General features: G+C 61.1%; 22 protein-coding genes, 2 rRNA genes and 1 pseudogene (1 of these 25 only partly in view). 12 read left to right on the forward strand and 13 right to left on the reverse strand.

Annotated features, from left to right (window positions below):
* On the reverse strand, positions 1-1,157 hold a 1,157-nt coding region (locus CAPSK01_RS11385; protein ID WP_034926396.1), incomplete at its 3' end, for a beta-propeller domain-containing protein.
* 209 nt (positions 1,158-1,366) lie between these two features.
* Between CAPSK01_RS11385 and dnaB the strand changes: the two genes are divergently transcribed.
* Positions 1,367-2,812, forward strand: coding sequence for a replicative DNA helicase (dnaB, locus tag CAPSK01_RS11390; protein WP_034926399.1), 1,446 nt, complete (start codon positions 1,367-1,369; stop codon positions 2,810-2,812).
* Between the two features lie 13 nt (positions 2,813-2,825).
* Here dnaB and CAPSK01_RS11395 read toward each other — a convergent pair whose 3' ends face one another.
* The 5 genes and pseudogenes from CAPSK01_RS11395 to CAPSK01_RS11410 all read right to left on the reverse strand — a co-directional run bounded on the left by CAPSK01_RS11395 (position 2,826) and on the right by CAPSK01_RS11410 (position 7,674).
* Positions 2,826-4,130: a transglutaminase-like domain-containing protein gene (locus tag CAPSK01_RS11395; protein WP_273703544.1), complete on the reverse strand. Its 1,305-nt coding sequence runs from the start codon at positions 4,128-4,130 to the stop codon at positions 2,826-2,828.
* Between the two features lie 112 nt (positions 4,131-4,242).
* Positions 4,243-5,652 (reverse strand): PhoH family protein, encoded by a 1,410-nt coding sequence (locus tag CAPSK01_RS11400; protein ID WP_034926401.1) that lies wholly within the window; start codon positions 5,650-5,652, stop codon positions 4,243-4,245.
* Positions 5,653-5,690: 38 nt separating this feature from the next.
* Positions 5,691-6,146, reverse strand: coding sequence for a peroxiredoxin (locus CAPSK01_RS11405; protein WP_034926403.1), 456 nt, complete (start codon positions 6,144-6,146; stop codon positions 5,691-5,693).
* 569 nt (positions 6,147-6,715) lie between these two features.
* A pseudogene (locus CAPSK01_RS22745) lies at positions 6,716-6,843 on the reverse strand (IS200/IS605 family transposase); the annotation flags it as partial.
* A 189-nt stretch (positions 6,844-7,032) separates the two neighbouring features.
* Entirely contained in the window at positions 7,033-7,674 is a 642-nt protein-coding gene (locus tag CAPSK01_RS11410; protein ID WP_034926406.1) for a hypothetical protein, read from the reverse strand.
* Between the two features lie 408 nt (positions 7,675-8,082).
* Here CAPSK01_RS11410 and CAPSK01_RS11415 point away from each other — a divergent pair, with 408 nt between their 5' ends.
* The 6 genes from CAPSK01_RS11415 to bioD are packed head-to-tail and all read left to right on the forward strand — an operon-like array spanning position 8,083 to position 13,949.
* Positions 8,083-9,258, forward strand: a complete 1,176-nt coding sequence (locus CAPSK01_RS11415) for a DUF2863 family protein (RefSeq protein WP_034926408.1) — start codon at positions 8,083-8,085, stop codon at positions 9,256-9,258.
* A 7-nt stretch (positions 9,259-9,265) separates the two neighbouring features.
* Positions 9,266-10,591 carry an adenosylmethionine--8-amino-7-oxononanoate transaminase gene (gene bioA / locus CAPSK01_RS11420; protein WP_034926411.1) on the forward strand — a complete coding sequence of 442 codons (1,326 nt, stop codon included), beginning with the start codon at positions 9,266-9,268 and terminating at the stop codon, positions 10,589-10,591.
* Positions 10,588-11,742 (forward strand): 8-amino-7-oxononanoate synthase, encoded by a 1,155-nt coding sequence (gene bioF, locus CAPSK01_RS11425; RefSeq protein ID WP_034926415.1) that lies wholly within the window; start codon positions 10,588-10,590, stop codon positions 11,740-11,742. Before bioA ends, bioF begins: the two co-directional genes overlap by 4 nt.
* Positions 11,739-12,503 carry an alpha/beta fold hydrolase gene (locus CAPSK01_RS11430; RefSeq protein WP_034926418.1) on the forward strand — a complete coding sequence of 255 codons (765 nt, stop codon included), beginning with the start codon at positions 11,739-11,741 and terminating at the stop codon, positions 12,501-12,503. The genes bioF and CAPSK01_RS11430 overlap by 4 nt, the downstream gene beginning before the upstream one ends.
* A complete protein-coding gene (bioC, locus tag CAPSK01_RS11435) occupies positions 12,484-13,254 on the forward strand; it encodes a malonyl-ACP O-methyltransferase BioC (RefSeq protein ID WP_034926420.1) in 771 nt (256 codons plus the stop codon). Before CAPSK01_RS11430 ends, bioC begins: the two co-directional genes overlap by 20 nt.
* A complete protein-coding gene (gene bioD, locus CAPSK01_RS11440) occupies positions 13,251-13,949 on the forward strand; it encodes a dethiobiotin synthase (protein WP_034926423.1) in 699 nt (232 codons plus the stop codon). Before bioC ends, bioD begins: the two co-directional genes overlap by 4 nt.
* A 24-nt stretch (positions 13,950-13,973) precedes the next feature.
* Here the strand turns inward: bioD and CAPSK01_RS11445 are convergent, their stop codons facing one another.
* Positions 13,974-15,155 carry an acetyl-CoA C-acyltransferase family protein gene (locus tag CAPSK01_RS11445; protein WP_034926426.1) on the reverse strand — a complete coding sequence of 394 codons (1,182 nt, stop codon included), beginning with the start codon at positions 15,153-15,155 and terminating at the stop codon, positions 13,974-13,976.
* A gap of 298 nt (positions 15,156-15,453) precedes the next feature.
* On the opposite strand from CAPSK01_RS11445, the gene CAPSK01_RS22750 reads away from it, so the two are divergent.
* Entirely contained in the window at positions 15,454-15,840 is a 387-nt protein-coding gene (locus CAPSK01_RS22750) for a hypothetical protein (protein ID WP_273703545.1), read from the forward strand.
* Here the strand turns inward: CAPSK01_RS22750 and CAPSK01_RS11455 are convergent, their stop codons facing one another.
* From CAPSK01_RS11455 to CAPSK01_RS11470, 4 genes are all read right to left on the reverse strand, one after another.
* Positions 15,841-16,365, reverse strand: a complete 525-nt coding sequence (locus CAPSK01_RS11455) for a CoA pyrophosphatase (RefSeq protein WP_273703589.1) — start codon at positions 16,363-16,365, stop codon at positions 15,841-15,843.
* A 91-nt stretch (positions 16,366-16,456) separates the two neighbouring features.
* Positions 16,457-16,720 carry a hypothetical protein gene (locus CAPSK01_RS11460; protein ID WP_034926429.1) on the reverse strand — a complete coding sequence of 88 codons (264 nt, stop codon included), beginning with the start codon at positions 16,718-16,720 and terminating at the stop codon, positions 16,457-16,459.
* A 12-nt stretch (positions 16,721-16,732) separates the two neighbouring features.
* Complete coding sequence (locus CAPSK01_RS11465) at positions 16,733-17,407, reverse strand: TIGR02281 family clan AA aspartic protease (RefSeq protein WP_273703546.1); 675 nt, start codon at positions 17,405-17,407, stop codon at positions 16,733-16,735.
* 32 nt (positions 17,408-17,439) lie between these two features.
* On the reverse strand, positions 17,440-17,883 hold the full coding sequence (locus CAPSK01_RS11470; protein ID WP_034926432.1) for a universal stress protein: 444 nt from the start codon (positions 17,881-17,883) through the stop codon (positions 17,440-17,442).
* Between the two features lie 99 nt (positions 17,884-17,982).
* On the opposite strand from CAPSK01_RS11470, the gene CAPSK01_RS11475 reads away from it, so the two are divergent.
* From CAPSK01_RS11475 to CAPSK01_RS11490, 4 genes are read left to right on the forward strand one after another with little or no spacing between them, the layout of a single operon-like run.
* Positions 17,983-18,444 carry a hemerythrin domain-containing protein gene (locus CAPSK01_RS11475; RefSeq protein ID WP_034926435.1) on the forward strand — a complete coding sequence of 154 codons (462 nt, stop codon included), beginning with the start codon at positions 17,983-17,985 and terminating at the stop codon, positions 18,442-18,444.
* Entirely contained in the window at positions 18,441-18,674 is a 234-nt protein-coding gene (locus CAPSK01_RS11480) for a DUF2249 domain-containing protein (RefSeq protein WP_034926438.1), read from the forward strand. The genes CAPSK01_RS11475 and CAPSK01_RS11480 overlap by 4 nt, the downstream gene beginning before the upstream one ends.
* The gene (locus tag CAPSK01_RS11485; RefSeq protein WP_034926441.1) at positions 18,675-19,991 is read left to right on the forward strand and encodes a hypothetical protein; all 1,317 of its coding nucleotides are present in this window, start codon (positions 18,675-18,677) and stop codon (positions 19,989-19,991) included.
* On the forward strand, positions 19,991-20,383 hold the full coding sequence (locus tag CAPSK01_RS11490; protein WP_034926443.1) for a SirB2 family protein: 393 nt from the start codon (positions 19,991-19,993) through the stop codon (positions 20,381-20,383). The genes CAPSK01_RS11485 and CAPSK01_RS11490 overlap by 1 nt, the downstream gene beginning before the upstream one ends.
* Before the next feature lie 109 nt (positions 20,384-20,492).
* On the opposite strand, the gene rrf is transcribed toward CAPSK01_RS11490, so the two are convergent.
* Positions 20,493-20,606, reverse strand: a 5S ribosomal RNA gene (rrf, locus tag CAPSK01_RS11495).
* A gap of 90 nt (positions 20,607-20,696) precedes the next feature.
* Positions 20,697-22,973: ribosomal RNA gene (locus CAPSK01_RS22755) — 23S ribosomal RNA — on the reverse strand (it continues 707 nt past the right edge of the window).

Genomic DNA, 22,973 nt, shown 5'->3' on the forward strand with positions numbered 1-22,973 from the left:
TCGCCGGCATTGACTTCGCCTGCCCACATGCCGTCGCCGCGGCCGTTGGCACGCAGCAGCACATTCAGCACGCCGCCGTCGTCTTCGTGGAACGAGAACTGGTCGATCGGGCTGCCGGCCGTCTTCAGAGCACTCGGTGCCGATCCGTCGAGCGGGATGCGGAACACCGACGAAGCCGGCGCACCACGCTGCTCGGCCGTCGTCCAGACGAATACCGCATTCGGCGAGACGTAGAAGACGCGCCCTGGCGGCCCGAGAACGGCGGTACTCTGGCAATCCATCTCCGGCCTGGCGAGGTCGCAGATCGAGACACTGTGCAGGGCGACGCCGGCGAAGGGGTCGAGCGGCTCGTCGCTGCGGTAGACCCGCGTTGCCGGCGCGATGCGCCGGAAGTCCGCCGGCAGCGCTCCCGAGCGCCAGCGGCGCATCGCCGGGAAGGCTGCCCAGGGGTCGCCCCATGGGCTGAGAACATGCGGCGAATAGACGATCAATTTGCTGCCGATCAGCCGGCTCGCATAGTTGCGGGAAGAATAGTAGTCATTGGAGCGCAGGTGATAGGTCGCGCGATAGGCGAGCTGCCCAGCGCGCGAAATGTCGAAGACGCCGACCTCGGTGCCACCGCGCGCGTAACTGTAGCCGATGACGACGATCGTGTTGCCGGAAATCAGCATCTCGTCGTACCAGGCGCCACCTGGATCGACATCGCTGCCGAAAGCGTCGATGGCGGCGACGGGGCGCAGATCCTGCGCGCCGATGCGGACCGTGAACAGGCGGCCACGGCGCAGGATCACCAGGTGGTCGCCGTGCAACTTGACGATGCCACCTTCATCGACACCTGCATGCTGGACGTTGGTGACCGATTCGTTTTTGCCGGCGGCGCTCTCCTTGGCCACTGCCGCAGGTGCGGCCGCGGGTGCGGAGGAGGGTTGAGCGAGCTGGCCCACGGACTTGTCGGCACGCTTTCGTTGCTGCTCGTCGCGGCGACGCTGCGCCTCGTCAGCCCAGCGTTTGAAGAGACCGGCAAGTTCCTGCTCGTTGGCAAAGGCGCTGAGCGTCTTGCGTGGTGCAATTGGATTGGCCGTGGTGGCCGTTGCCACTGGCAGGCAGAGGGCGGTCAGCACGGCAGTGGTCAGGTAAACGACAAGGGTTCGATACATGGCGGTCCTTTCGTGGAGGGTTCAGATGGGTAAACGGACGACGCACGGGAATGGGGTTAAAACTTCCCGCAGATATTCACCCACGCCGAGCGCTGTTTCGCGTGCGTCGTCACGGCGCCGGTCAACGCTTATCATCAGAGATTCGTGAGTCGCTGGCGCGGCTTTCACATTAAACTCTCCGCCTTGCTTGTTCCCTCCGCGGATATTTCATGGTCAAGTCCTTCGATTCATCCAATTCCGATAGCGGGCAACGCTTCGGCAGTCGCGGCGCACGGCGAGAACGGAGCCCGCAGACGGACCCGGCACTGTCTGAACTGCGCGTGCCGCCGCATTCGCTGGAGGCCGAGCAATCGGTGCTCGGCGGCTTGATGCTCGATAACGCGGCCTTCGACAAGATCGCCGACGTGATCAGCGAAAGTGATTTTTATCGCGATGAACATCGGCGCATTTACCGCCAGATTTCCAAGCTCCTAGAACGAGGCAAACCCGCCGATGCGGTGACGGTTGCTGAAAGCCTCGACCAGGCGGGGGAGGGCGACGCCACCGGCGGGCTGGCCTACCTTGGCGAACTGGCGGCGAACACGCCGTCGGCGGCGAACATCCGGCGCTATGCCGAGATCGTCCGTGAACGGGCGATTCTGCGGCAACTGGTGACTGCCGGCGACGAAATCGCCGGCAGTGCGCTCAATCCGCTCGGTCGCGACCCGAAAACCCTGCTCGACGAGGCCGAAGCAAGGGTCTTTGCGATTGCCGAAGGCGGTTTTCGCCACCAGTCCGGCTTCGTGCATATCAACCCGCTGCTGACGCAGGTGGTCGAGCGCATCCAGGAGCTGCACGACCGCGACAATCCTTCGGACATCACCGGCGTGCCGACCGGCTATCACGATCTCGACTCGAAGACTTCGGGCCTGCAGGGCGGCGATCTGCTGATCGTTGCCGGCCGCCCGTCGATGGGAAAAACTTCGTTTGCGCTCAATATTGCCGAGCATGTAGCGATTGAAGTGGGTCTGCCGGTCGCCATATTCTCGATGGAAATGGGCGGTACGCAACTCGCCATGCGCATGCTGTCATCGGTCGGTCGGCTCGATGCCCATCGCGTCCGTACCGGTCGTCTCAATGACGACGAGTGGTCGAGGCTGTCCTTTGCGCTGGGCAAGATGCACGAGGCGCCGATCTATATCGACGAGACGCCGGCGCTCAACCCGATCGATCTGCGCGCGCGCGCGCGCCGTCTGCATCGCCAGTGTGGCAAGCTCGGGCTGATCGTCATCGACTACCTGCAATTGATGTCCGCCACTTCGCATGGCGAGAACCGGGCGACCGAGATCTCGGAGATTTCGCGATCGCTGAAAGGACTGGCAAAGGAGTTGGGCGTTCCCCTGATGGCGCTCTCGCAACTCAACCGCTCGCTCGAACAACGGCCGAACAAGCGCCCGGTGATGTCCGACCTGCGCGAATCGGGCGCCATCGAACAGGACGCCGACATCATCATGTTCATTTACCGCGACGAGGTGTATAACCCGGACACGCCCGACAAGGGGGTTGCCGAGATCATCATCGGCAAGCAGCGTAACGGCCCGATCGGTACCACCCGCCTGACCTTCCTGGGCGAGTACACGCGCTTCGAGAGTTTCGCCAAGCCGGGATCGTATTGAGCACAGGCAGATGTCAGCCTTCGACGCGGCTGGCGTTGACCGTGTAGACAAAGCGCTGAACGTCGGTGCTGTCGAAGCGGACACCGGCAGCCTCCGCCTGCGGCAGGACCAGGAAGGGCAGGGGCCCGCCGCCGCTGGCGCCTCGGAGACTGACATCCTGGGCAGCGTTGTAGGCAATCCAGTTCATCTCCCAGAAACCGAACAGCAGCTTCCTGAGGACGACCAGTTTCGCATCGCCATTGCCCAGGTGTTCGTCGTGAATGGCCTTGCGCACATCACCGGGGTCGACCGGAATCCAGCCATAGCCTGGCGTGTAGAATTCGGCCCGACAATGCTGCACAGTGCGCAGGTTGCCGGTTGCGCCGAGGCCCGCAAACAGCCGCGAACTGTCGACGCGCAGCCCGAAGACCGGGCGCGCGGGAATTCCGATCGATCGACACAGGCCGACGAAGAGCAGGGCGATGTCGGCACTCTTGCCGCTCAACTGGCCACTGTCGAGCATGGCCTCGACATCGCCTCTGCCAATGCCGCTCTGGGCTGGATCAAATGATGTGTTTTCGACCACCCAATCGTAGATCGCCTTACCCTGGGCAACCGGATCCTTGATTCGGCCAATGGCGCGCTCGGCAGTGCGGCGCACGAGTCCATCGATCGGAACCAGATTGCTCGATTGCAGACAGCGCCGAAGCACTTCGCTGCGTTCGGCGGCGCTGCCGCGGCGGGTGATGTCGAAGTGACGGTCGAGCTTGGCCACCTGACTGTTGATCTGTAATTGCGGTGTCGGACTGCTCTCTTTCCAGTCCGCGTAGAACACCTCCATATCGGCCACCGGATCACGGTAGATTCCGGCACTGTCGAAGTTGCCTCGCCAGAAGTGACCCAGCGAGCGTTGCCAGGAAGTGTCCTTGTACTGAGCCAGTGGGAGCCACAATCGCAGTTTGCCTTTGACCTGGTTGAGCGTGATCTGCGAAGTAATCTCGTAGGTCCGCCAGTTGGGCTGCGGCTCATCGGGCAGACTGATGGCGTTGCGCTGTTCGACTGCGGCGGTCGGTGCTGGGCTAGACGCCAGAGCCGGAGGGGTGGATGGTTTTTCAACGACCGGCCGCCGGTAGCTGTGCCGGGCTCTTGTGCTGTCTCTGCTGCCGCTGGTTCTGGTGGTATCTCTACTGCCGGTTTTGCCGGCAGGCTTGGCTGTCGACTTGGCTGCCGGTTTGGCAGCATCCTGAGCAGCCGCCTTCTTTTTGTTGGCGGCAAGCACCGACGAAGGGGCCAATAGCGAAAGAAGCGCAGAAGCGGCAAGGAAATTGCGTCGTTTCAATCGACTCTCCAGTAAGCACAGGATCCTTACGCTCGGAGCCGGCAGCATGGATCGATGGCCAAAAACGACCGGGCCGTGTCACCAGACACGGCCCCGTTGATGTCCAAAAAAATTATAACACTTCAGCAGCGTAGTCAGCGAGGCGGGAACGCTCGCCTCGCTGCAGGGTGATATGACCGGCGTGCTGCCAGCCCTTGAAGCGGTCGACGACGTAGGTCAACCCGGAACTGCCTTCGGTCAGGTAAGGCGTATCGATCTGTGCAATGTTGCCGAGGCAAATCACCTTGGTGCCTGGTCCGGCACGCGTGATCAGGGTTTTCATCTGCTTCGGCGTCAGGTTTTGCGCCTCGTCGATGATCAGGAACTTGTTGAGGAAGGTGCGGCCACGCATGAAATTGAGCGATTTGATCTTGATCCGGTTGCGAACCAGGTCACGGGTCGCCGCACGGCCCCAGTCGCCGGCATCGTCATCGCTCTTGTTGAGGACTTCAAGGTTATCTTCGAGAGCACCCATCCACGGCCCCATCTTTTCTTCCTCGGTCCCTGGCAGAAAACCGATGTCCTCGCCAACGGGAACAGTGACACGGGTCATGATGATCTCGCTGTAGCGCCTTCCTTCGAGCACCTGCGTAAGACCGGCAGCCAGGGTGAGCAGCGTCTTGCCGGTGCCGGCCTGGCCGAGCAGGGTGATGAAATCGACTTCCGGGTTCATCAGCAGATTGAGCGCAAAATTCTGTTCGCGGTTGCGCGCCGTGATGCCCCAGACATTGTTCTTGGTGTGCGTATAATCGGTCAGCGTCTGGATTTCGGCGGTCGATCCGGAGATTTCGCGGACGATGGCATAGAGCGGTTTTTCTCCTTCCTGAAAGAGGAACTGATTGACCAGCAGGTGCGCGCAGAATGACCCTTTGAGGCGGTACAGCGTACGACCGTCCTTCTTCCGGGACTCGATGTCCTGGCCATAGACCTCCCAGAAATCAGAGGGCAGCTCGCGCATTCCCGTATACAGGAGGTCGGTGTCCTCGAGTACCTTGTCGTTGAAGTAATCCTGCGCCGAGAGCCCGAGGACACGGGCCTTGATGCGCATATTGATGTCCTTGGAGACGAGGATGACCGGACGTTCGGGATGTCGGCGTTGCAGATCGATGACGACGGCCAGAATCTGGTTGTCGACTCTGGCCGTTGGCAATCCCGCCGGCAACCCGCCGGTGATTGCCTCGGTCTGCAGGAAAAGGCGGCCGCTGGCGAGTTTGCGGGAAGGTCCATGGAGCGGGATGCCTTGGTCGATGGACCCATCTACGCTGTTGACGATCTCGTCAAGAGTGCGCGTCACCTGGCGAGCGTTGCGGGCGATTTCCGACAAGCCTTTCTTGTGGTTGTCGAGTTCTTCCAGGGTCATCATCGGCAGGAAGACATCGTGCTCCTCGAAGCGGTAAATGCAGGTCGGGTCGTGCATCAGGACATTGGTGTCGAGAACGAAAAGCTTGCCTGGTGCGGCGGCAGCTGCAGTATTGCGGGCCATGTGAGCGCTTTCCTGATCAGGCCGGTAAGGGTTTCATGTCAGAGCCGGGTGATGAAATCCAGAACTTCCTGCGCGTGGCCGGCCACCTTGACGCGGCGCCATTCGCACCGCAGCACGCCTTGGCCGTCAATGACAAAGGTGCTGCGCTCGATGCCGCGAACCTGTTTACCGTACATCGACTTCATCTTGATGACCGCGAAGCGGGTGCACAGCAATTCTTCGGTGTCGGAAAGCAGATCAAATGGCAGGTTCTGCTTCGCTTTGAAGTTCTCGTGTGACTTGACTCTGTCACGAGACACACCGACTACCAGGGCGCCAGCCTCCACGAACTGCGGGTACAGGTCACGGAATTGCTGTGCCTCGGTGGTACATCCCGGCGTGCTGTCCTTGGGATAGAAATACAGGACGACGGGGCTCCCCAGACAAGCCGAGAGAGTGAAGGTCCGGCTACCGGTTGCGGGCAGGCTGAAGTCGTCAACGGTCTGATCAATCATGGGGCTAGCTTTTCAGGGACGAAGAGCCAGATTGTGGTAAGAAACCGGATCGTCGGTCAAGCTTTGAATCGCTGTTTGCCGTCAGGTTCGGATTCCTGCTGGGACCGAGCAGGCGGGACCAAGTTGGCGACGCCTGATTCCTACGATCTGTCAAACATGAAATTATGATATCAGACATTTCGTATAATTTTTATTATGTAAAGTTAAAGATTGGTCAACCTGCCGCCGGTTTTCCAGGTTGATGGAAAGCTGTTGGTGTGAGACTTTGCCGTGTAACTAATGAGACATCAGGGAATGGTTTGAGACAATACACGGGCAAGCATGGCCAGCGCTAGCCTTTGATGCGGGGCCGTACTCGAACCGGCATCAACGGTGGTGCAGCGCCAGGTGTTGGCAGGTTGCGGCGCACAAGAAAGGAGGAAAGTCGCACGAAGTAACGCAGGCGGCGGGGCCTCCCGGTCTGGACAAGCCAGCAACCCCGCATGGCGCTACGGTCGGAAAAACCGTGCTACGGCCGGGAGAATCGCACCGTGTCGCGTCTGCGTTCATCGCAGTTTTCACAGCCTCTCAGCCAGTTTGCAGAACACTTCCCCGAGGTGACGACGCAGCTGCTCATACAGCGTCGGCACTTCGGGATGAATACTACGTGATATTTGCACTCCCACTTGGAGTGGCTTAGGCTTTCGCACTCGTCCATCGGGATTCTCCATACTGATGGACTCCCTGAAATGTCAAACTTTTCCTGTCCCCCAGCAGAGCCGGGGGATTTCCCATTTTTGGTTAACGCGGGGCTACGTCCTCCCTCCCGCAACGGACGCTCCGCGCCGGCGGTGGCTGCCGGACTACGCCATCCCGGCGATCCGGGTTCTTGGGCGGAGAGCCTCGATCATGGAAGGCGGCGGTGAACGGCGAGCGTTCGGCTTGTCGCCCGTTTGCTCACCTGGACGAGCATGAGCGCCAGGGCGAGCGCCGTCAAGAAGCTGGACGCCGGTTCCGGAACGGCGCGCGTTCCGGCAAACCGCAGGATGGGCTGCGCTCCCGAAATGGTCGATGAGACGGCTTCCCTCTCATAGGCACCCGTATTGTCGAAAGAGAAGTAGTAGCGGCCAAGGTTGGTCGCGCCCGCGTCTCTTGTGAAGTTGACGCCGAGTCCGGAAATGTTTCGAAAACCGACGAAATAGTCTTCGCCTGTCTGCAGATCCAGGTCGGCGAACGACCACGTTTCGAACGGCTCTCCGGTGAGGCTGGTCGACGCGCTGCGGAGCAAATGACCGCCGTTCAAAGGGGAGTCGTCCCAAATCTCCAGCACTACGGTACGACTATCGATCGACGCAAAGCGCGTCTTGACCTCGGACAACGAGTAGGACTCGGTCGGCGAATACAACCATCCGGCTTCCGCCGCTGACCAGGCGGTGCTCGCGGCGGGCGACGCCGCGCCATTGATCGAGTCGACTTGCGTCGGCAGCGCGACGACAGAGCTGCAGGCAATGACCGTCGCCACCACAAAGCATGCGCGCGCAAAATTCATGACCCCCCCCCCTTTTTTTGACTTGGTTTAGAGACAGCGGCTGACCAGGCGGCAAAAGCAATATCGAAGGATAGGAAATCCAACGGACGCTGGGAAGTGTATGACGGCCGATGCATGGCCGTCAAGCGTGAGCCTTATCCAACAGCAGTCCCAAATTAAGCCCATAGTGTTATGAAGGATTTTTTTAGCGTACTGGAAGACTCCCCCTATGGTTCTCAACTTCGACTCTTGGGCCACCCTGTTTGACTTCATGCTCCAGGCCCTTGGGCCAGCCTCCTCACCCCGCGTGCACCGGGCCATCGCGGAGCGGATTCAAATTTAGAACTGCTGATGAAGATGCATGCGCGCCAACGTCAAGCCCGCCAGCTTGGTACAATGATGAATTGACCGTCCTGCAGACTCCCAACCATGAAACGCAACCGCTTTACCTCCCGCAAGCGCATTTCGGCTGACGCCACCGAATTGAGCCGTCTGGCCATCGGCCTTGCCGAATCCGGCAGCAAGCTTGAGGACCTGTTCTGGCAAAACCGTCTCGGCGCACTCGTCGACAAGCTGTTTCATGACGGTGCCGAGGACGACTTCACCGGCTCGCTGGACCGCCTGTTCGACGCACATGCCATGGCGCATGACGATCTTGCAGACACCATCGAGGCACACGCCGAGTCATGCGTGCTGTCGCATCTCGGGCAGGAGTTCGACATCCTGCTCTTCACAGCACCGCTGCTGGCCTGGTCGCGCTTTTCGATTCCCACCGCGACGATTCCGAGAAGCATCCTGCAGACGCTGAAGGTGCACCTCGGCGCGCATGTCTTTGCTGCGGGTGCCCGGCTGGCCCTCGCCGATTATCTGTATAGCCCGGATCAGCTGCCGCACAGCTTCACCGATACCTGGCAACTGATGCAACGGCTGGGGACCGCCGCGATGGCCGGCAGCGACCTCGGTATCGACGCGTCGGGCATGCCCGAAACCAATCGCTTCCTTTCCGATACCCGTTACCTCGTCGGTGCGCTGGCGGTTCGCCGTGGTCAGCCCCTCTTTCGCTGGAACGAGGCCGACAAGAGCAGCCGTGAGAGTGCCCTCAAGGAATGGTTGAAGCAGGGCGGACCGTGCTTCGAAGCCCTGCTTACCGGCTGTGCCTATGAACCCCTGCTGGCTGACGCCTACCATGCCGCCTGCCGGGCGGCCGACAGCGCTTCGCGCCCGTATTCGCTGAAGGCTTCGGTGGCGTTTCTGCAGGCCACCCTCGGGCAGCCCGCCGAGAGCCTGCGTGCAGTCATCGGCGGCTTCCATGACAAACGGCTGGAGGAATACCGAATCGGTTTCGGCCCGAAAGACGGTGACCTGGTTTTTCATGGTGTCGTCTGGCCATTGCTGGGCATCGAGGATGAAACCACCGATGTCGCCGGCGAGATCGAAACCGCTTTGCGCAAATCCGGCCTCAAGGATGTGGTCGCGCTCGACCAACAGTTTCCCTACGAATTCTGTGACGATTGTGGTGCGCCGCTCTATCCGAATATCGACGGCGATACCGTACACGCCGAGATGCCGGAGCAGAACAACGTGCCATCGCAGACCCTGCATTGAACCGATGATGAGCAATCGCGATCTGCTGCAACGCAGCCTCGATGCCGTCTGGCATCCGTGTACCCAGATGAAGCAGCATGCGTCCGAGGCCCTGCCGCTGGTTCCCATCGCCAGCGGCAAGGGGGTCTGGCTGTATGACTTCGACGGCCGGCGCTACCTCGATGGCATCAGCTCGTGGTGGGTCAACCTCTTCGGCCACTGCCATCCGCGCATCAATGCGGCGCTGCGCGAGCAGCTCGATGAACTCGAACATGTCATCCTTGCCGGCTGCACGCACCGGCCGGTGGTCGAGCTTTCGGAGCGGCTGTCGGCACTCGCCGGCGGCATGCTCGGCCATTGTTTCTATGCTTCCGACGGTGCTTCGGCGACCGAAATTGCGCTCAAGATGTCTTTCCACTCCTGGCAGAACCGCGGTCGCCAGGACAAGCAGGAATTCCTGTGCCTGGCCGGCAGCTATCATGGCGAAACCATCGGTGCGCTTGCGGTCACCGACGTCGCCTTGTTCAAGGACGCCTACGCGCCGCTGATCCGCCCGGCGGGCATCGTGCCGACGCCCGATGCCCGCTTCGCCGAGGCGGGGGAAACTCCGGTCGAGGTCGCCCGCCGCGCGGCTGCCGCACTCGAGAACCACCTCGAACGACACCATCCGCGCATCGCCGCGCTGATCGTCGAACCGCTGATCCAATGTGCCAGCGGCATGGCGATGTACGATCCGGAATACCTGCGCCTGGCGCGTGGCCTCTGCGACCGCTACCAGGTGCATCTGATCTGTGACGAGATCGCCGTCGGTTGTGGGCGTACCGGCACCTTCTTTGCCCATCAGCAGGCGACGATCCAGCCGGACTTCCTCTGCCTGTCGAAAGGCATCTCCGGTGGCTACCTGCCGCTGTCGATCGTGATGACCAGCGATGCGGTCTACGCCGATTTTTATGACGATCGAACCAGCCGCGGCTTTCTCCACTCGCACTCCTACACCGGCAACGCACTGGCCTGCCGGGCGGCCCTGGCCACCCTCGACATTTTCGCTGACGATCAGGTGATCGACGCCAATCGCAGCCTCGCCGAGCATCTCGGCCACTGCCTGGCCGCGCTGGCCGGGCACCCGCAGGTGCGCCACCTCCGCCAGCGTGGCATGATCGCCGCCTTCGACGTGCACACCGACGATCCGGAGTTCTCACAACGCTTCTACCGGCAGGCCCTGGCCAACGAAATCCTGCTGCGACCGATCGGCAATACCGTCTATTTCATGCCGCCCTACGTGATCAGCCGCGATCAATGCGCATTCCTCGTGGATCGCGCCCACGCTGCACTCGAGGCTGCACTCGGCAGATGATCTGGGAAGAACTGCAAAGCGAACTCGATACCCTGCAGCGTGACGGTCTGAAACGCCATCGCCGGACTCTCGAATGCCCTTGCGGACCGGTAGCCCGGCTTGATGGTCGCTCACTGCTCAGCTTCTGCAGCAACGATTACCTCGGCCTGGCCAATGACCCGGCGCTGGTCGAAGCCGCCTGCGCCGGTGCCAGGACCTGGGGCGTCGGCAGCGGCGCTTCGCATCTGGTCAGCGGCCATCTCGGCGCACACGCAGTGCTCGAGGAGAAGCTCGCCGCGTTTATCGGTTCTGAACGCACCCTGCTCTTCTCGACCGGCTACCTGGCCAACCTGGGGATCGTTCCGGCGCTGGTCGGGCGTCACGATGCGGTGTTCGCCGACCGGCTCAACCACGCCTCCCTGATCGACGCCGTACAGCTCTCGCGCGCCGACAGCCAGCGCTACCCGCACGGCGATCTGGCAGCACTCGAACGCCTGCTCGCCGCGAGTCCGGCCAGACGCAAGCTGATCCTCAGCGACGCGGTGTTCAGCATGGATGGCGATCTCGCCCCCCTGCCCGGCCTGCTGGCGCTCGCCGAGCGCTTCGACACCTGGCTGGTGATCGACGACGCGCATGGTTTCGGGGTCCTCGGCCGGCAGGGACGCGGCAGCCTTGACCATTTCAACCTTCCTCCGGCCAGGCGCCTGGTCTATATGGGCACCCTCGGCAAGGCAGCGGGCGTTGCCGGCGCTTTCGTTGCCGGTGACGCGACAGTGATCGAATGGCTGGAGCAGCGTGCCCGAAGCTACATCTTCACCACTGCCGGCAGCCCGATCATCGCCTGTGCGCTGGCCGCCAGCCTCGACCTGATCGCTGCCGGCGATGCCCGTCGCCAGCATATCTGGCAACTCGTCGCACAGTTGCGCGCTGGACTCGCCGATACGCGCTGGCAGCTCCTGCCTTCTCCGACGGCGATCCAGCCGGTGATCATCGGCGACAACCATGATGCCCTGCGGGTCGCCAGCGCGCTTTTCGAGCGTGGCCTGTGGGTACCGGCGATCCGACCGCCGACGGTCCCCAGGGGAAGCGCGCGTCTGCGCGTGTCGCTGACCGCGGCCCACCGTGAGACCGATCTGGCCCGGCTGGTCGACACCTTGCGAGCGTTGGCATGACCATGCTCATCGGCAAGGATCCCGAGCTTGCGCTGGTGCACGGCTGGGGGCTCGGGAACGTCGTCTGGCAGCCGCTGCTCGTACCCTTGTCGCGATCCTGCCGGGTGCACCTCGTCGATCTCCCCGGCTACGGCCCGTCACCGGCCAGCGATGCGGATTTCACGGAGACTGCACGGAACCTGATCGACGCACTCCCCGATTCGGTGATCCTCTGTGGCTGGTCACTCGGTGCCATGCTGGCCATGCGCGCCGCCCTGCTCGCACCGCAACGCGTCGCCGCCCTGGTGCTGGTCGGCGCCACCGCCAGTTTCATCCAGCGCGACGGCTGGCAGCAGGCACAGGCACCGGAACTGCTCGACAGTTTCTCGGTGAGTATCCGGCAGCAACCGGAACAGACCCTGCAGCGTTTCGTCGGACTGCTGAACCAGGGCGACGAACAGGCACGAGCACTTGGCCGCGTGCTGCGCGCCGGCCTGCGCGCCGGCCGGCTGCCTGACCCGGAAACACTGCGCCGCGGCCTCGACTGGCTGCGGGAGCTCGACCTGCGTTTGCTGCTGCCGAAGATTGCGACACCGAGCCTGCTCATTCACGGCGACCAGGACCCGCTCAACCCGCTCGCAGCGGCAAAGTCCCTGGCGAAAGGAATGCCGAACGCCCGCCTGGAGGTGTTCGCCGGCACCGCACACGCGCCCTTCCTTGCCGATCCCGATCGCTTCGTAGCCCTGCTGGACGATTTCTGCCATGCCCGCACCGCCTCCTAGGCAGCGTGTCCGCGAATCCTTCGATCGCGCTGCAGCCTCCTATGACGATGCTGCAGTGCTGCAGCGCCAGGTCTGCGAATCGTTGCTGGCAGGTTTTACACCCATTCCGGAACCGACCAGCATCCTCGACGCCGGCTGCGGTACCGGCTACGGCGCCCGCCTGTTGCGTAACCGCTGGCCAGACGCGACGATCACCGCGGTAGACTTCGCGCCGGCGATGCTGGTCCGGGCACGCCAGGATGCCGACCTTTGCCTTGCTGCCGACATCGAGGCCCTGCCCTGCCAGGCGGACTGTTATACGGCTTGGTGGTCGAACCTGACCGTGCAGTGGTGCGCGGTCGGCCCGGTTTTCCGGGAAGCGCGGCGCGTCCTTCGCCCAGGCGGACAACTGGCGCTGAGCACGCTCGGTCCCGGCACTTTCGACGAACTGCGCGTGGCCTTCAGCCGCATCGACTGCCACCGCCATACTCTGACTTTCAGCGAACCAGCGACGATCGAAGCGGCGCTGGCGGGTGCCGGCTTCTCCGAGATCCGCCTGCACCGCGAGACCATCAGCCTGCACTACCCCGACCTGAAGACCCTGTTGCGCGCGGTCAAGGACATCGGCGCCAACTCGGTTGGCGAAGGTGCGCGTAGCGGCCTGCTCGGGCGTGCCGCCTGGCAGCAGGTGCAGATTGCCTACGAAGCGCACCGCACAGCGGCCGGCCTGCCGGCGCGTTACGACGTGATTCTTGCTTACGCCAGAAAATGACAGACCCACGCGGCTGGTTCATCACCGGCACCGATACCGAGATCGGCAAAACTTTTGTCGCCTGCGCGCTACTGCATGCCTGCCGCCAGGCCGGGCTGAGCGCAGTGGCGATGAAGCCGGTCGCCGCCGGCCTCGATGAGCAGGGTCTTAACGAGGACGTCGAACGCCTGCTCGCGGCTTCGTCAATCCAGCCTGCACGTTCGCTGGTCAATCCCTACGGATTCGGTGCCGCGATCGCGCCGCACATCGCCGCCGCAGAGGAAGGCCGGTGCATCGAGCTGCCGCGCATCGCTGCGTCTTTTGCCGAACTGCAGACCCTCGCCGACGTGGTTCTCGTCGAGGGAGTCGGCGGTTTCTGTGTGCCGCTCGGCGTCGACTGCGACACTGCCGATCTGGCTGTGAGGCTCTGCTTGCCGGTGATTCTCGTCGTCGGCATGCGCCTCGGGTGCATCAACCATGCGCTGCTGACCCAGCAGGCGATCGCTGCCTGCGGCCTGTCGCTGGCCGGCTGGGTGGCCAACCGCATCGATCCGGCAATGTCCCGTTTCAGCGAGAACCTGGCGGCACTGCAGCAACGGCTGGCGGCGCCGCTGCTCGGCGTCGTCGCGCATGGCACGACACCCGCAGAAGCTGCGCACCGGCTGCAGTTACCGGCCTTGAGTCCAGGTAAGGTCGGGTTACGCCCTGCGGGCTAACACGACCTACTCAGACAGTAAAGATCAGGCGCGTTCGAAAATCACCGCAATGCCCTGCCCGCCACCGATGCACATGGTGACCAGCGCATACTTGCCGCCGACACGCTGCAACTCGTAGATTGCTTTCGTCGCGATGAAAGCGCCCGAGCAACCGACCGGGTGGCCGAGAGCGATCGCGCCACCATTCGGGTTGGTTTTCACCGGGTCGAGACCGAGGCCCTTGCTGACCGCAATGGCTTGCGCGGCAAAGGCTTCGTTGGACTCGATGACGTCCATCTGATCGAGCGTCAGGCCGGCCTTCTTGAGCACCGCTTTGGTCGCCGGGATCGGACCTTCGCCCATGATTTCGTTCGGCACACCGGCGACGGCGTAGGCAACGAGACGGGCAATCGGCTTCTGGCCAGCACTGGCGGCGACGTCGGCAGCAGTGAGCACCATGAAGGCAGCTCCGTCATTGATTCCGGAAGCATTGCCGGCGGTTACCGTCCCGTCCTTGCTGAAAGCCGGTTTCATCTTGGCCAGGGTTTCGATCGTCGTCGCCGGTTTGACATGCTCGTCGGTTTCGAACACGACATCGCCCTTGCGGGTTTTCAGGACAATCGGAACAATCTGCGATTTGAAGCGGCCCTCGGCGATGGCAGCGGCCGCACGGCGATGCGATTCGGCTGACAAGGCGTCCTGCTCTTCACGGCTAATTTGCCACTTGGTAGCGAGATTCTCCGCAGTAACGCCCATGTGACCCGCACCGAACGGGTCGTTGAGCGTGGCGACCATCATGTCGATGGCCTTGGTGTCGCCCATGCGGGCACCGCTACGCATCGCCGTCAGCATGTAGGCACCACGTGACATGACTTCGACACCGCCACCGATACCATAGTCGGCGTCGCCGAGCATGATGTTCTGAGCCGTCGTCACGATGCCCTGAAGACCCGATGCACACAGACGGTTGACCGCCATGGCTACCGAATCCATCGACAATCCCGCCTGAATCGAAGCAACACGGGCCACATAGGCAAAGCGCGAATCGGTCGGAATGCAATTGCCGACCGTCACGTAAGTGATTTGCTGCGGGTCGACACCGGAACGGGCGATCGACTCCTTCATCACGGTGCCGGCCAGCTCATGCGGCTCCATGTTGGCGAGCGAACCACCGAAGGTGCCAATGGCTGAACGGACCGCGCTTAGTACAACGACTTCTCTGCTCATGAAGAAACTCCTGTAGATAATCGATCAACCGCCTACCAGACTGGCAAGCCTCATCAAACCACCACCGCAGCAGCGAACCGCACCGGCAGCCGGCCAATGATAGCAAAGGTTCGCTGTGCAAGGCTTCCGAAATTGCCCTCCGCGGAATTCACGCTGGCGTCACTTCGCGTATGCCAAGTGCCAGCGGAATATCAGTATAATGGTGGGAATGGATCTGTCGTCAGTCTTCAGTAAAACGCCCAAAGGCATCGAGGAGATCTCTACCCGCGCGAACCGCCTACCTTTTCGCATGCGAGCCATGTTGATCATGGTCGATGGGCAGCGTACCGGAAACCAGTTGCTGGCTTTTGGCGCATCCGCCACCGAGAGTGCCAAACAACTGGCGGCCCTGCTGGATGGAGGGTTCGTGCAGGTACAGGCACCGGTACACAAAATAGCTGAAGCGGTCGTCCAGCCATTACCAGCCGACCGGGAAGACATCAGCCTCGCCAAAAGTTACACCGTCCGAGCTTTGCAGGAATTGCTGGGTTCGCAGGCCGACGCGCTGATCGCGGAGATCGAACAGGCAAAAACCGCCGCCGACCTCCGGCAGAAAGTCGGCAAACTCCGCGCTGCGCTGCGCGCTGCGCCCGACCAGAAAAAGGCCAAGCAGTTTCTAGTGAAACTCGCAATGGTGCTCGATTGATCACCCCTTGGCAAGGGCTCTCCAGAGGGACAGGATGATTCCTGCCGTCGCTCCCCAGATGAAGTACTCACCATACGGCATCGCCGTATAGTGACGCAGCCTGCCACGGTAATGAAGCGAATGCTGCTGGTGGTTGGCGGGATCCAGCAGAAAGGTCAGCGGCACCTCGAATGCCTCGGCTACCTCAAACGCGTCAAGCTGCAACTCGAAAGGTGGGGTCACCAGGGCCACCACCGGGGTGACCCGAAAGCCGGTACTGGTGAGGTATTCAGGCAGGTAGCCGACGATGTCGACATGCGCGGCGGCCAGGCCGATCTCCTCGGCAGCCTCACGCAAGGCCGTATGCGCCGGCGAAGCGTCGGTTGGCTCGCACCGCCCGCCCGGGAAACTGATCTGGCCTGGATGATCCTTCAGATGCGCCGTGCGCTGTGTCAGCAATACGGTCGGCCCACCGATGCGCCGAACGATCGGGAAGAGCACGGCAGCCGGCAGCAACTCCTCGTCACCGATACCGTCTTCGAGCACCACTGTCGCCAGTGAAGGCTCGCGGTGCAGGACCTGACATATCCGGTCGAGGTCCGCAGCACCGCTGCCGAACGTTGGCGCAAGCAAGGCCTCAGCTGCCGATAACACGCTCTTCCTCCTGGATCTCTGCACGCACCGCGGCAAGCGCGTCGCGCAGGGTTTCTTCGGGCAGGGCGTTGAGCGTGCTCGAAACCAGATTCGCGGACTTGATGGCTCCCTGCGGCAGCACACTGCTGTCCAGAGAAGCGACCAGAGCAGCCGTTGCACCGACGACCTGCAGCAGCCTCTGCCGCTCGCCCATCAAGAGTTCGAGCTCGTGGCCCAACATCGATACTTGTTCGTCGCGGTGAGGCATATTCGACTTCTCCTAGTAGCGCTTCCTGAGAGTCATGGTCTGGCCATCGCGCTGCATTTCCATCCGGTTCAGGAAACTCATGCCCAGCAGGGCAAACGGCAGGTCCTGCTGATGCACCAGGGCATCGACATTATTCAGGACAATCTCGCCAACCCGTACCGTATCCAGCTTGATATGAATCACCGACGCCGGCCCGTTGGCCGTACTGGTGACCCCTCGCTGTCCTTTGCTGGCGTCAATGCCGATGCGCCGCGCATCACCGGCACCGAGCGAGATCATGGTGGCACCGGTATCCACAAGAAAGCGGATGGTCGTTCCGTTGATGTTTCCAGTGGTCAGAAAGTGGCCACTGCCGTCAGCAGTCAGGACCGCCTTGCCCCCTCCCTCGCCCGAGGGTTGCGACGCGACGTTCTGCCCAACCCGCAGGATACGCTTCTTTCCGTCGGCTTCGATGGTAGCGGTGTCATAATCGACCGCGAGCACCTTGACGCCTTCATCGGTTTTCGTGCCGACGGCCACGGTTCGCGGCGCTCCACCGTTGATGGTCAGCAAAGCCTTTCCTGGAAACACGCCGGCCAGCCCGACATCAACCGCCAGTGCAGGCCCGCAGAGCAAGCAGAAAAACAGGCAGAGTACCCGCCGAATCGCCGTCCAGCCGCCACCATTGCCAACACGGCGCTCGGCCATTCCGTATCCTCCTTCAGGCAAGCCTGGCAGAATCAGCGGTAAACGAGCACCGGAATCTTCGAGTGCGTGAGCACCTTGTTGGTCTCACTGCCGAGCAACAGGGCGGTGATGCCACGACGACCATGCGAGGCCATGAAAATCAGGTCGCAGTCTGCCTCGGTCGCAGCGTCGATGATCGCCTGGTAGGGAATGTCACTGGTCAGTGATCGCTTGGCGACCTGGACACCCTCGGCTGCGCCAAGTTCGACGACGAAATCCAGCGTCTGCTCAGCTTGTTGCTCGGCAAGTTCGGCAAACTTTTCGGGTGTTGTCGGGTCGATCAGCGCTCCTTCACCATAATAAGTGACCGGGTATTCCGGTTTGGCGAAGAACGCCGTAATGCGCGCCCCGGTCTCCTTGGCGAAGGAAATTGCCCGTCGGGCAGTGTCCTGGGAAAGCTCGGAGCCGTCGGTAGGGACAAGGATGTGTTTGAACATGGCATTTCCTCCACAGAGTATCCATTCTAATTGATATTGGTCATAGTTGGCAGCAAGCACCCGCCTGACAATGATAGAGTTAATTCAGCGAGGTTCTGCATGCACACGATCACGAATTTCATGGCCAACGATCATCGCTCTTGTGACCATCTGATGGTCGCGGTCGAGCAGGCTGTCGCCAGCGGCGCCTGGGCGCTGGCGAGGACCGAGTTCGGTCGTTTTCAGGAAGCGATGCAGGATCATTTTGCGGCCGAAGAGTCGCTCCTCTTTCCGCTCTTTGAACAGAGCACCGGCATGTACCGAGGGCCTACCCAGGTGATGCGCGGCGAGCACGCACAGATGCGACAACTGCTCGCGGCCGCCGCAGCGGCCTTGGTCGAGCAGGACTTTGACGATTATACTGGCATTGCCGAAACGCTTCTGGTCATGATGCAGCAACATAACCTCAAGGAAGAGAACGTGCTTTATCCGATGTGTGATCAGCATCTGACCGATCAGGTCGAAGCCTTGCTGCCAGAACTGCAGAAGCAGCTCGCCGGCTCCAACAAAATCCCGACATGACTAGGATCGATGCCGACATCGTCATCGACGCGCGCGGCCTCGAACCGCCCGAGCCGATGGTGCGCAGCATGGAAGCGCTCGGTCAACTGGGTACGGCCCAGAAACTCCTCGTGCTGCTCCCCCGCGAACCTTACCCGCTCTACCGGGCGCTCGAGATCAATGGCTTCTCCTGGCAGACGGCATACCGGCCAGACGGCACGGTCGAAGTCCTGATCCAGCATAAACAATAAATGCAGGCACTGCTGTCGTTTGACCAGGCGCCACCGTTTGCCGCCCCGTTCCGCTTTTTTCTCACTGCCCCGCTGTTCGCCCTGCTCGCCGGCATGCTCCTGTTATGGAGCGGACCAGAGCTGTTCGCCTCGCGCTGGACACCCGCCGCGCTGGCGCTGACGCATCTGATCAGCGCCGGATTCATGCTGCAGGTGATGCTCGGGGCGATGATCCAGATTCTGCCGGTAGTGGCCGGGGCGAACATCGCGAAACCGCTGCTGCTGGCGACCCTGGTGCATGCCGCGATGACCCCGGGAGTGCTGCTGCTGGCTGCAGGCTTTCTGACTTCCGAGCCACTTGCATTCCGCCTGGCGGCGCTGCTGCTGGGCAGTGGCGCGGCACTCTTCCTGGGTGCCGCTGGCCATGCCCTCTACCGGGTGGCATCGAGCAATCCCATCATTCGCGGCCTGAAGCTGGCATTGCCCGGTCTGGGTATGACCGTTGGCCTCGGAATGCTGCTGGCAATGGCCCTCGCCGGATCGTTCGAAGTGCCGCTACTGCAACTGACGTCGATTCACTTCGCCTGGGGCTTCGTCGGCTGGAGCATCATCCTGCTGGCCAGCATCGCCTTCGTGGTCGTACCGATGTTCCAGATCACGCCGCCTTATCCGACCTGGTTCGCGAATCGTTTTGCCGGCTCCCTGCTGGCATTGCTGTGCCTGTGGAGTATTGCGGATGGCATTGGCTGGGCATGGCTGGCGGTGCTGCTGGCGGATGCAATGCTGCTGACGGTTGCCGCACTGGCGGTGTTGACACTGCAGGTCCAGAGCCGCAGCAAACGTGCCCGCTTCGACGCGACCCAGCATTACTGGCGCCTGGCGATGCTGTGCACGCTGGCCAGCTGCGTGCTGTCGCTGGCGGCAAACCACCTGCCGCTACTCACCGAGCATCAGGAGTGGCCGCTGCTCTGCGGTGTGCTGGCACTGTTTGGCGGTGGCCTGTCGGTGATGATCGGCATGCTCTACAAGATCGTTCCTTTTCTGGTCTGGTTGCACTTGCAGAATCTGGGTGATGGACGAGTGCTGGCACCAAACATGAACAAGGTCATTGCCATGCGTCAGATCGACCGGCAGATGTATGCCCACTTCCTGGCGCTGGCCTTGCTGCTGGCTGCAGCGTTCTGGCCCGGATGGTTCACCTATCCGGCCGGGCTGATGCTGCTGATTGCCAATGCCAGTCTGCTGCGCAACCTGCTGAGCGCTCTCGCATGCTACCGGCAGCACTGCTTGAAGATCGCTGCCGGAATGGCGTCGAAGCCCGCCGGGCCGGGCTCCTGATGAGCTACCTGTTTCTCAAGCACCTACACATTGGCTGTGTCGTGCTCAGCGGCGCCGGCTTCCTCCTGCGTGGTCTGTGGATGCTGGCGGACTCCCCCTGGCTGCAGCGACCAGACGTACGGGTGTTGCCTCATCTGGTGGACACCGTCCTGCTGACCAGCGCGATCGCCCTGGCCGTGCTCAGCGGTCAATATCCCTTTGCCGCCGCCTGGTTGACCGCCAAGCTGGTCGGTCTGCTGGTCTACATCGGCTGTGGGACAATGGCTCTCAAACGCGCGCGCAGCAAGGCGCAGAGAGCCGTCTTTCTGGTTGCCGCACTGACTGCATTTGCCTATATCGTCGCCGTAGCCCTGACGCGCAGCCCTTATGGCTTCATTGCCGGACTGAACTGAAGGGGCGGCACAGGCGGTCTGTTGTGAGGGGGGGGTTGGGCTGATTCTGGGAAGCCGCAAGCCCTCGCCGCATGCTGGTGCTTGCGGGAGGGTTTGGGCAGATGGGGGGGCCTGGCGGTGACCTACTTTCACACATGAAGTATGCACTATCATCGGCGTACCTTCGTTTCACGGTCCTGTTCGGGATGGGAAGGGGTGGGTCCAAAGGGCTATGGCCGCCAAGCATAACGGGTTCGCACGACGCGAGGCGTGGTGCGCAAAATGGGAAGAAGGGGTTGTGATTGTGTCGTTACGAGTTGCTGCTCAAGGTTATAGGATCAAGCCTCACGGGCAATTAGTACTGGTTAGCTTAACGCATTGCTGCGCTTCCACATCCAGCCTATCAACGTGGTGGTCTACCACGACCCTTCAGGGGGATCAAGTCCCCGGGGAAATCTCATCTCAAGGCGAGTTTCACGCTTAGATGCTTTCAGCGTTTATCTCTTCCGAACTTAGCTACCCGGCAATACGACTGGCGTCATAACCGGTACACCAGAGGTTCGTCCACTCCGGTCCTCTCGTACTAGGAGCAGCCCCCTTCAAATTTCCAGCGCCCACGGCAGATAGGGACCAAACTGTCTCACGACGTTTTAAACCCAGCTCACGTACCACTTTAAATGGCGAACAGCCATACCCTTGGGACCGACTACAGCCCCAGGATGTGATGAGCCGACATCGAGGTGCCAAACACCGCCGTCGATATGAACTCTTGGGCGGTATTAGCCTGTTATCCCCAGAGTACCTTTTATCCGTTGAGCGATGGCCCTTCCATACAGAACCACCGGATCACTATGACCTACTTTCGTACCTGCTCGACGTGTGAGTCTCGCAGTCAAGCACGCTTTTGCCATTGCACTAACAGCACGATGTCCGACCGTACCTAGCGTACCTTCGTACTCCTCCGTTACACTTTAGGAGGAGACCGCCCCAGTCAAACTGCCTACCATGCACGGTCCCAGACCCGGATTCACGGGCCGTGGTTAGAACCTCAAACAAACCAGGGTGGTATTTCAAGGTTGGCTCCACCCGGACTAGCGTCCCGGTTTCACAGCCTCCCACCTATCCTACACAGATTTGTTCAAAGTCCAATGCAAAGCTACAGTAAAGGTTCATGGGGTCTTTCCGTCTAACCGCGGGGAGATTGCATCTTCACAACCATTTCAACTTCGCTGAGTCTCAGGAGGAGACAGTGTGGCCATCGTTACGCCATTCGTGCAGGTCGGAACTTACCCGACAAGGAATTTCGCTACCTTAGGACCGTTATAGTTACGGCCGCCGTTTACCGGGGCTTCGATCAAGAGCTTGCACCCCATCACTTAACCTTCCGGCACCGGGCAGGCGTCACACCCTATACGTCCACTTTCGTGTTTGCAGAGTGCTGTGTTTTTATTAAACAGTCGCAGCCACCATTTCACTGCAACCCTTTCGGCCTTCACCCGCGAGGGGCTACAACCTGTCAGGGCGCACCTTCTCCCGAAGTTACGGTGCAAATTTGCCGAGTTCCTTCTCCTGAGTTCTCTCAAGCGCCTGAGAATTTTCATCCTGCCCACCTGTGTCGGTTTGCGGTACGGTCTCCTGGTAACTGAAGCTTAGAGGCTTTTCTTGGAAGCAGGGTATCAATCACTTCGCAGCATAAAGCCACTCGTTATCACGCCTGAGCATTGATCTCCCGGATTTGCCTAAGAGACCTGCCTACACGCTTGAACCGGGACGTCCAACACCCGGCTGACCTAACCTTCTCCGTCCCCCCATCGCATTACCAAGAGGTACAGGAATATTGACCTGTTTCCCATCGACTACGCTTTTCAGCCTCGCCTTAGGGGCCGACTCACCCTGCGCCGATGAACGTTGCGCAGGAAACCTGGGGCTTTCGGCGAGGGAGCTTTTCACTCCCTTTATCGCTACTCATGTCAGCATTCGCACTTCTGATACCTCCAGCATCCTTCTCAGGACACCTTCAACGGCTTACAGAACGCTCTCCTACCATATCCTTGCGGATATCCGCGATTTCGGTGCATAGTTTGAGCCCCGTTACATCTTCCGCGCAGGACGACTCGACCAGTGAGCTATTACGCTTTCTTTAAAGGATGGCTGCTTCTAAGCCAACCTCCTGGCTGTCTGAGCCTTCCCACCTCGTTTCCCACTTAACTATGGCTTGGGGACCTTAATCGGCGGTCTGGGTTGTTTCCCTCTCGACACCGGACGTTAGCACCCGATGTCTGTCTCCCAAGCTCGCACTCAACGGTATTCTGAGTTTGCAATGGTTTGGTAAGTCGCGATGACCCCCTAGCCATAACAGTGCTTTACCCCCGTCGGTGATACTTGAGGCACTACCTAAATAGTTTTCGGAGAGAACCAGCTATTTCCAAGTTTGTTTAGCCTTTCACCCCTATCCACAGCTCATCCCCTAATTTTTCAACATTAGTGGGTTCGGACCTCCAGTGCGTGTTACCGCACCTTCATCCTGGCCATGGATAGATCACTTGGTTTCGGGTCTACGTCCAGCAACTATCGCCCTTATCAGACTCGGTTTCCCTACGCCTCCCCTATT

Origin of the sequence: Candidatus Accumulibacter vicinus (assembly GCF_000584955.1) — a bacterium.
Taxonomy (GTDB): Bacteria; Pseudomonadota; Gammaproteobacteria; order Burkholderiales; family Rhodocyclaceae; genus Accumulibacter; species Accumulibacter vicinus.

Coding starts and splice junctions, on each gene's coding strand:
- CAPSK01_RS11400 (WP_034926401.1), bottom strand. CDS start 5,652: ATGGCCCGCAATACTGCAGCTGCCGCCGCACCAGGCAAGCTTTTCGTT.
- CAPSK01_RS11445 (WP_034926426.1), bottom strand. CDS start 15,155: ATGAGCAGAGAAGTCGTTGTACTAAGCGCGGTCCGTTCAGCCATTGGC.
- CAPSK01_RS11460 (WP_034926429.1), bottom strand. CDS start 16,720: ATGCCTCACCGCGACGAACAAGTATCGATGTTGGGCCACGAGCTCGAA.
- bioF (WP_034926415.1), top strand. CDS start 10,588: ATGATCTGGGAAGAACTGCAAAGCGAACTCGATACCCTGCAGCGTGAC.
- CAPSK01_RS11485 (WP_034926441.1), top strand. CDS start 18,675: ATGCAGGCACTGCTGTCGTTTGACCAGGCGCCACCGTTTGCCGCCCCG.
- CAPSK01_RS22750 (WP_273703545.1), top strand. CDS start 15,454: ATGTTGATCATGGTCGATGGGCAGCGTACCGGAAACCAGTTGCTGGCT.
- CAPSK01_RS11480 (WP_034926438.1), top strand. CDS start 18,441: ATGACTAGGATCGATGCCGACATCGTCATCGACGCGCGCGGCCTCGAA.
- CAPSK01_RS11410 (WP_034926406.1), bottom strand. CDS start 7,674: ATGAATTTTGCGCGCGCATGCTTTGTGGTGGCGACGGTCATTGCCTGC.
- CAPSK01_RS11405 (WP_034926403.1), bottom strand. CDS start 6,146: ATGATTGATCAGACCGTTGACGACTTCAGCCTGCCCGCAACCGGTAGC.
- CAPSK01_RS11490 (WP_034926443.1), top strand. CDS start 19,991: ATGAGCTACCTGTTTCTCAAGCACCTACACATTGGCTGTGTCGTGCTC.
- CAPSK01_RS11475 (WP_034926435.1), top strand. CDS start 17,983: ATGCACACGATCACGAATTTCATGGCCAACGATCATCGCTCTTGTGAC.
- CAPSK01_RS11465 (WP_273703546.1), bottom strand. CDS start 17,407: ATGGCCGAGCGCCGTGTTGGCAATGGTGGCGGCTGGACGGCGATTCGG.
- bioA (WP_034926411.1), top strand. CDS start 9,266: ATGAGCAATCGCGATCTGCTGCAACGCAGCCTCGATGCCGTCTGGCAT.
- bioC (WP_034926420.1), top strand. CDS start 12,484: ATGCCCGCACCGCCTCCTAGGCAGCGTGTCCGCGAATCCTTCGATCGC.
- CAPSK01_RS11430 (WP_034926418.1), top strand. CDS start 11,739: ATGACCATGCTCATCGGCAAGGATCCCGAGCTTGCGCTGGTGCACGGC.
- CAPSK01_RS11415 (WP_034926408.1), top strand. CDS start 8,083: ATGAAACGCAACCGCTTTACCTCCCGCAAGCGCATTTCGGCTGACGCC.
- dnaB (WP_034926399.1), top strand. CDS start 1,367: ATGGTCAAGTCCTTCGATTCATCCAATTCCGATAGCGGGCAACGCTTC.
- bioD (WP_034926423.1), top strand. CDS start 13,251: ATGACAGACCCACGCGGCTGGTTCATCACCGGCACCGATACCGAGATC.
- CAPSK01_RS11470 (WP_034926432.1), bottom strand. CDS start 17,883: ATGTTCAAACACATCCTTGTCCCTACCGACGGCTCCGAGCTTTCCCAG.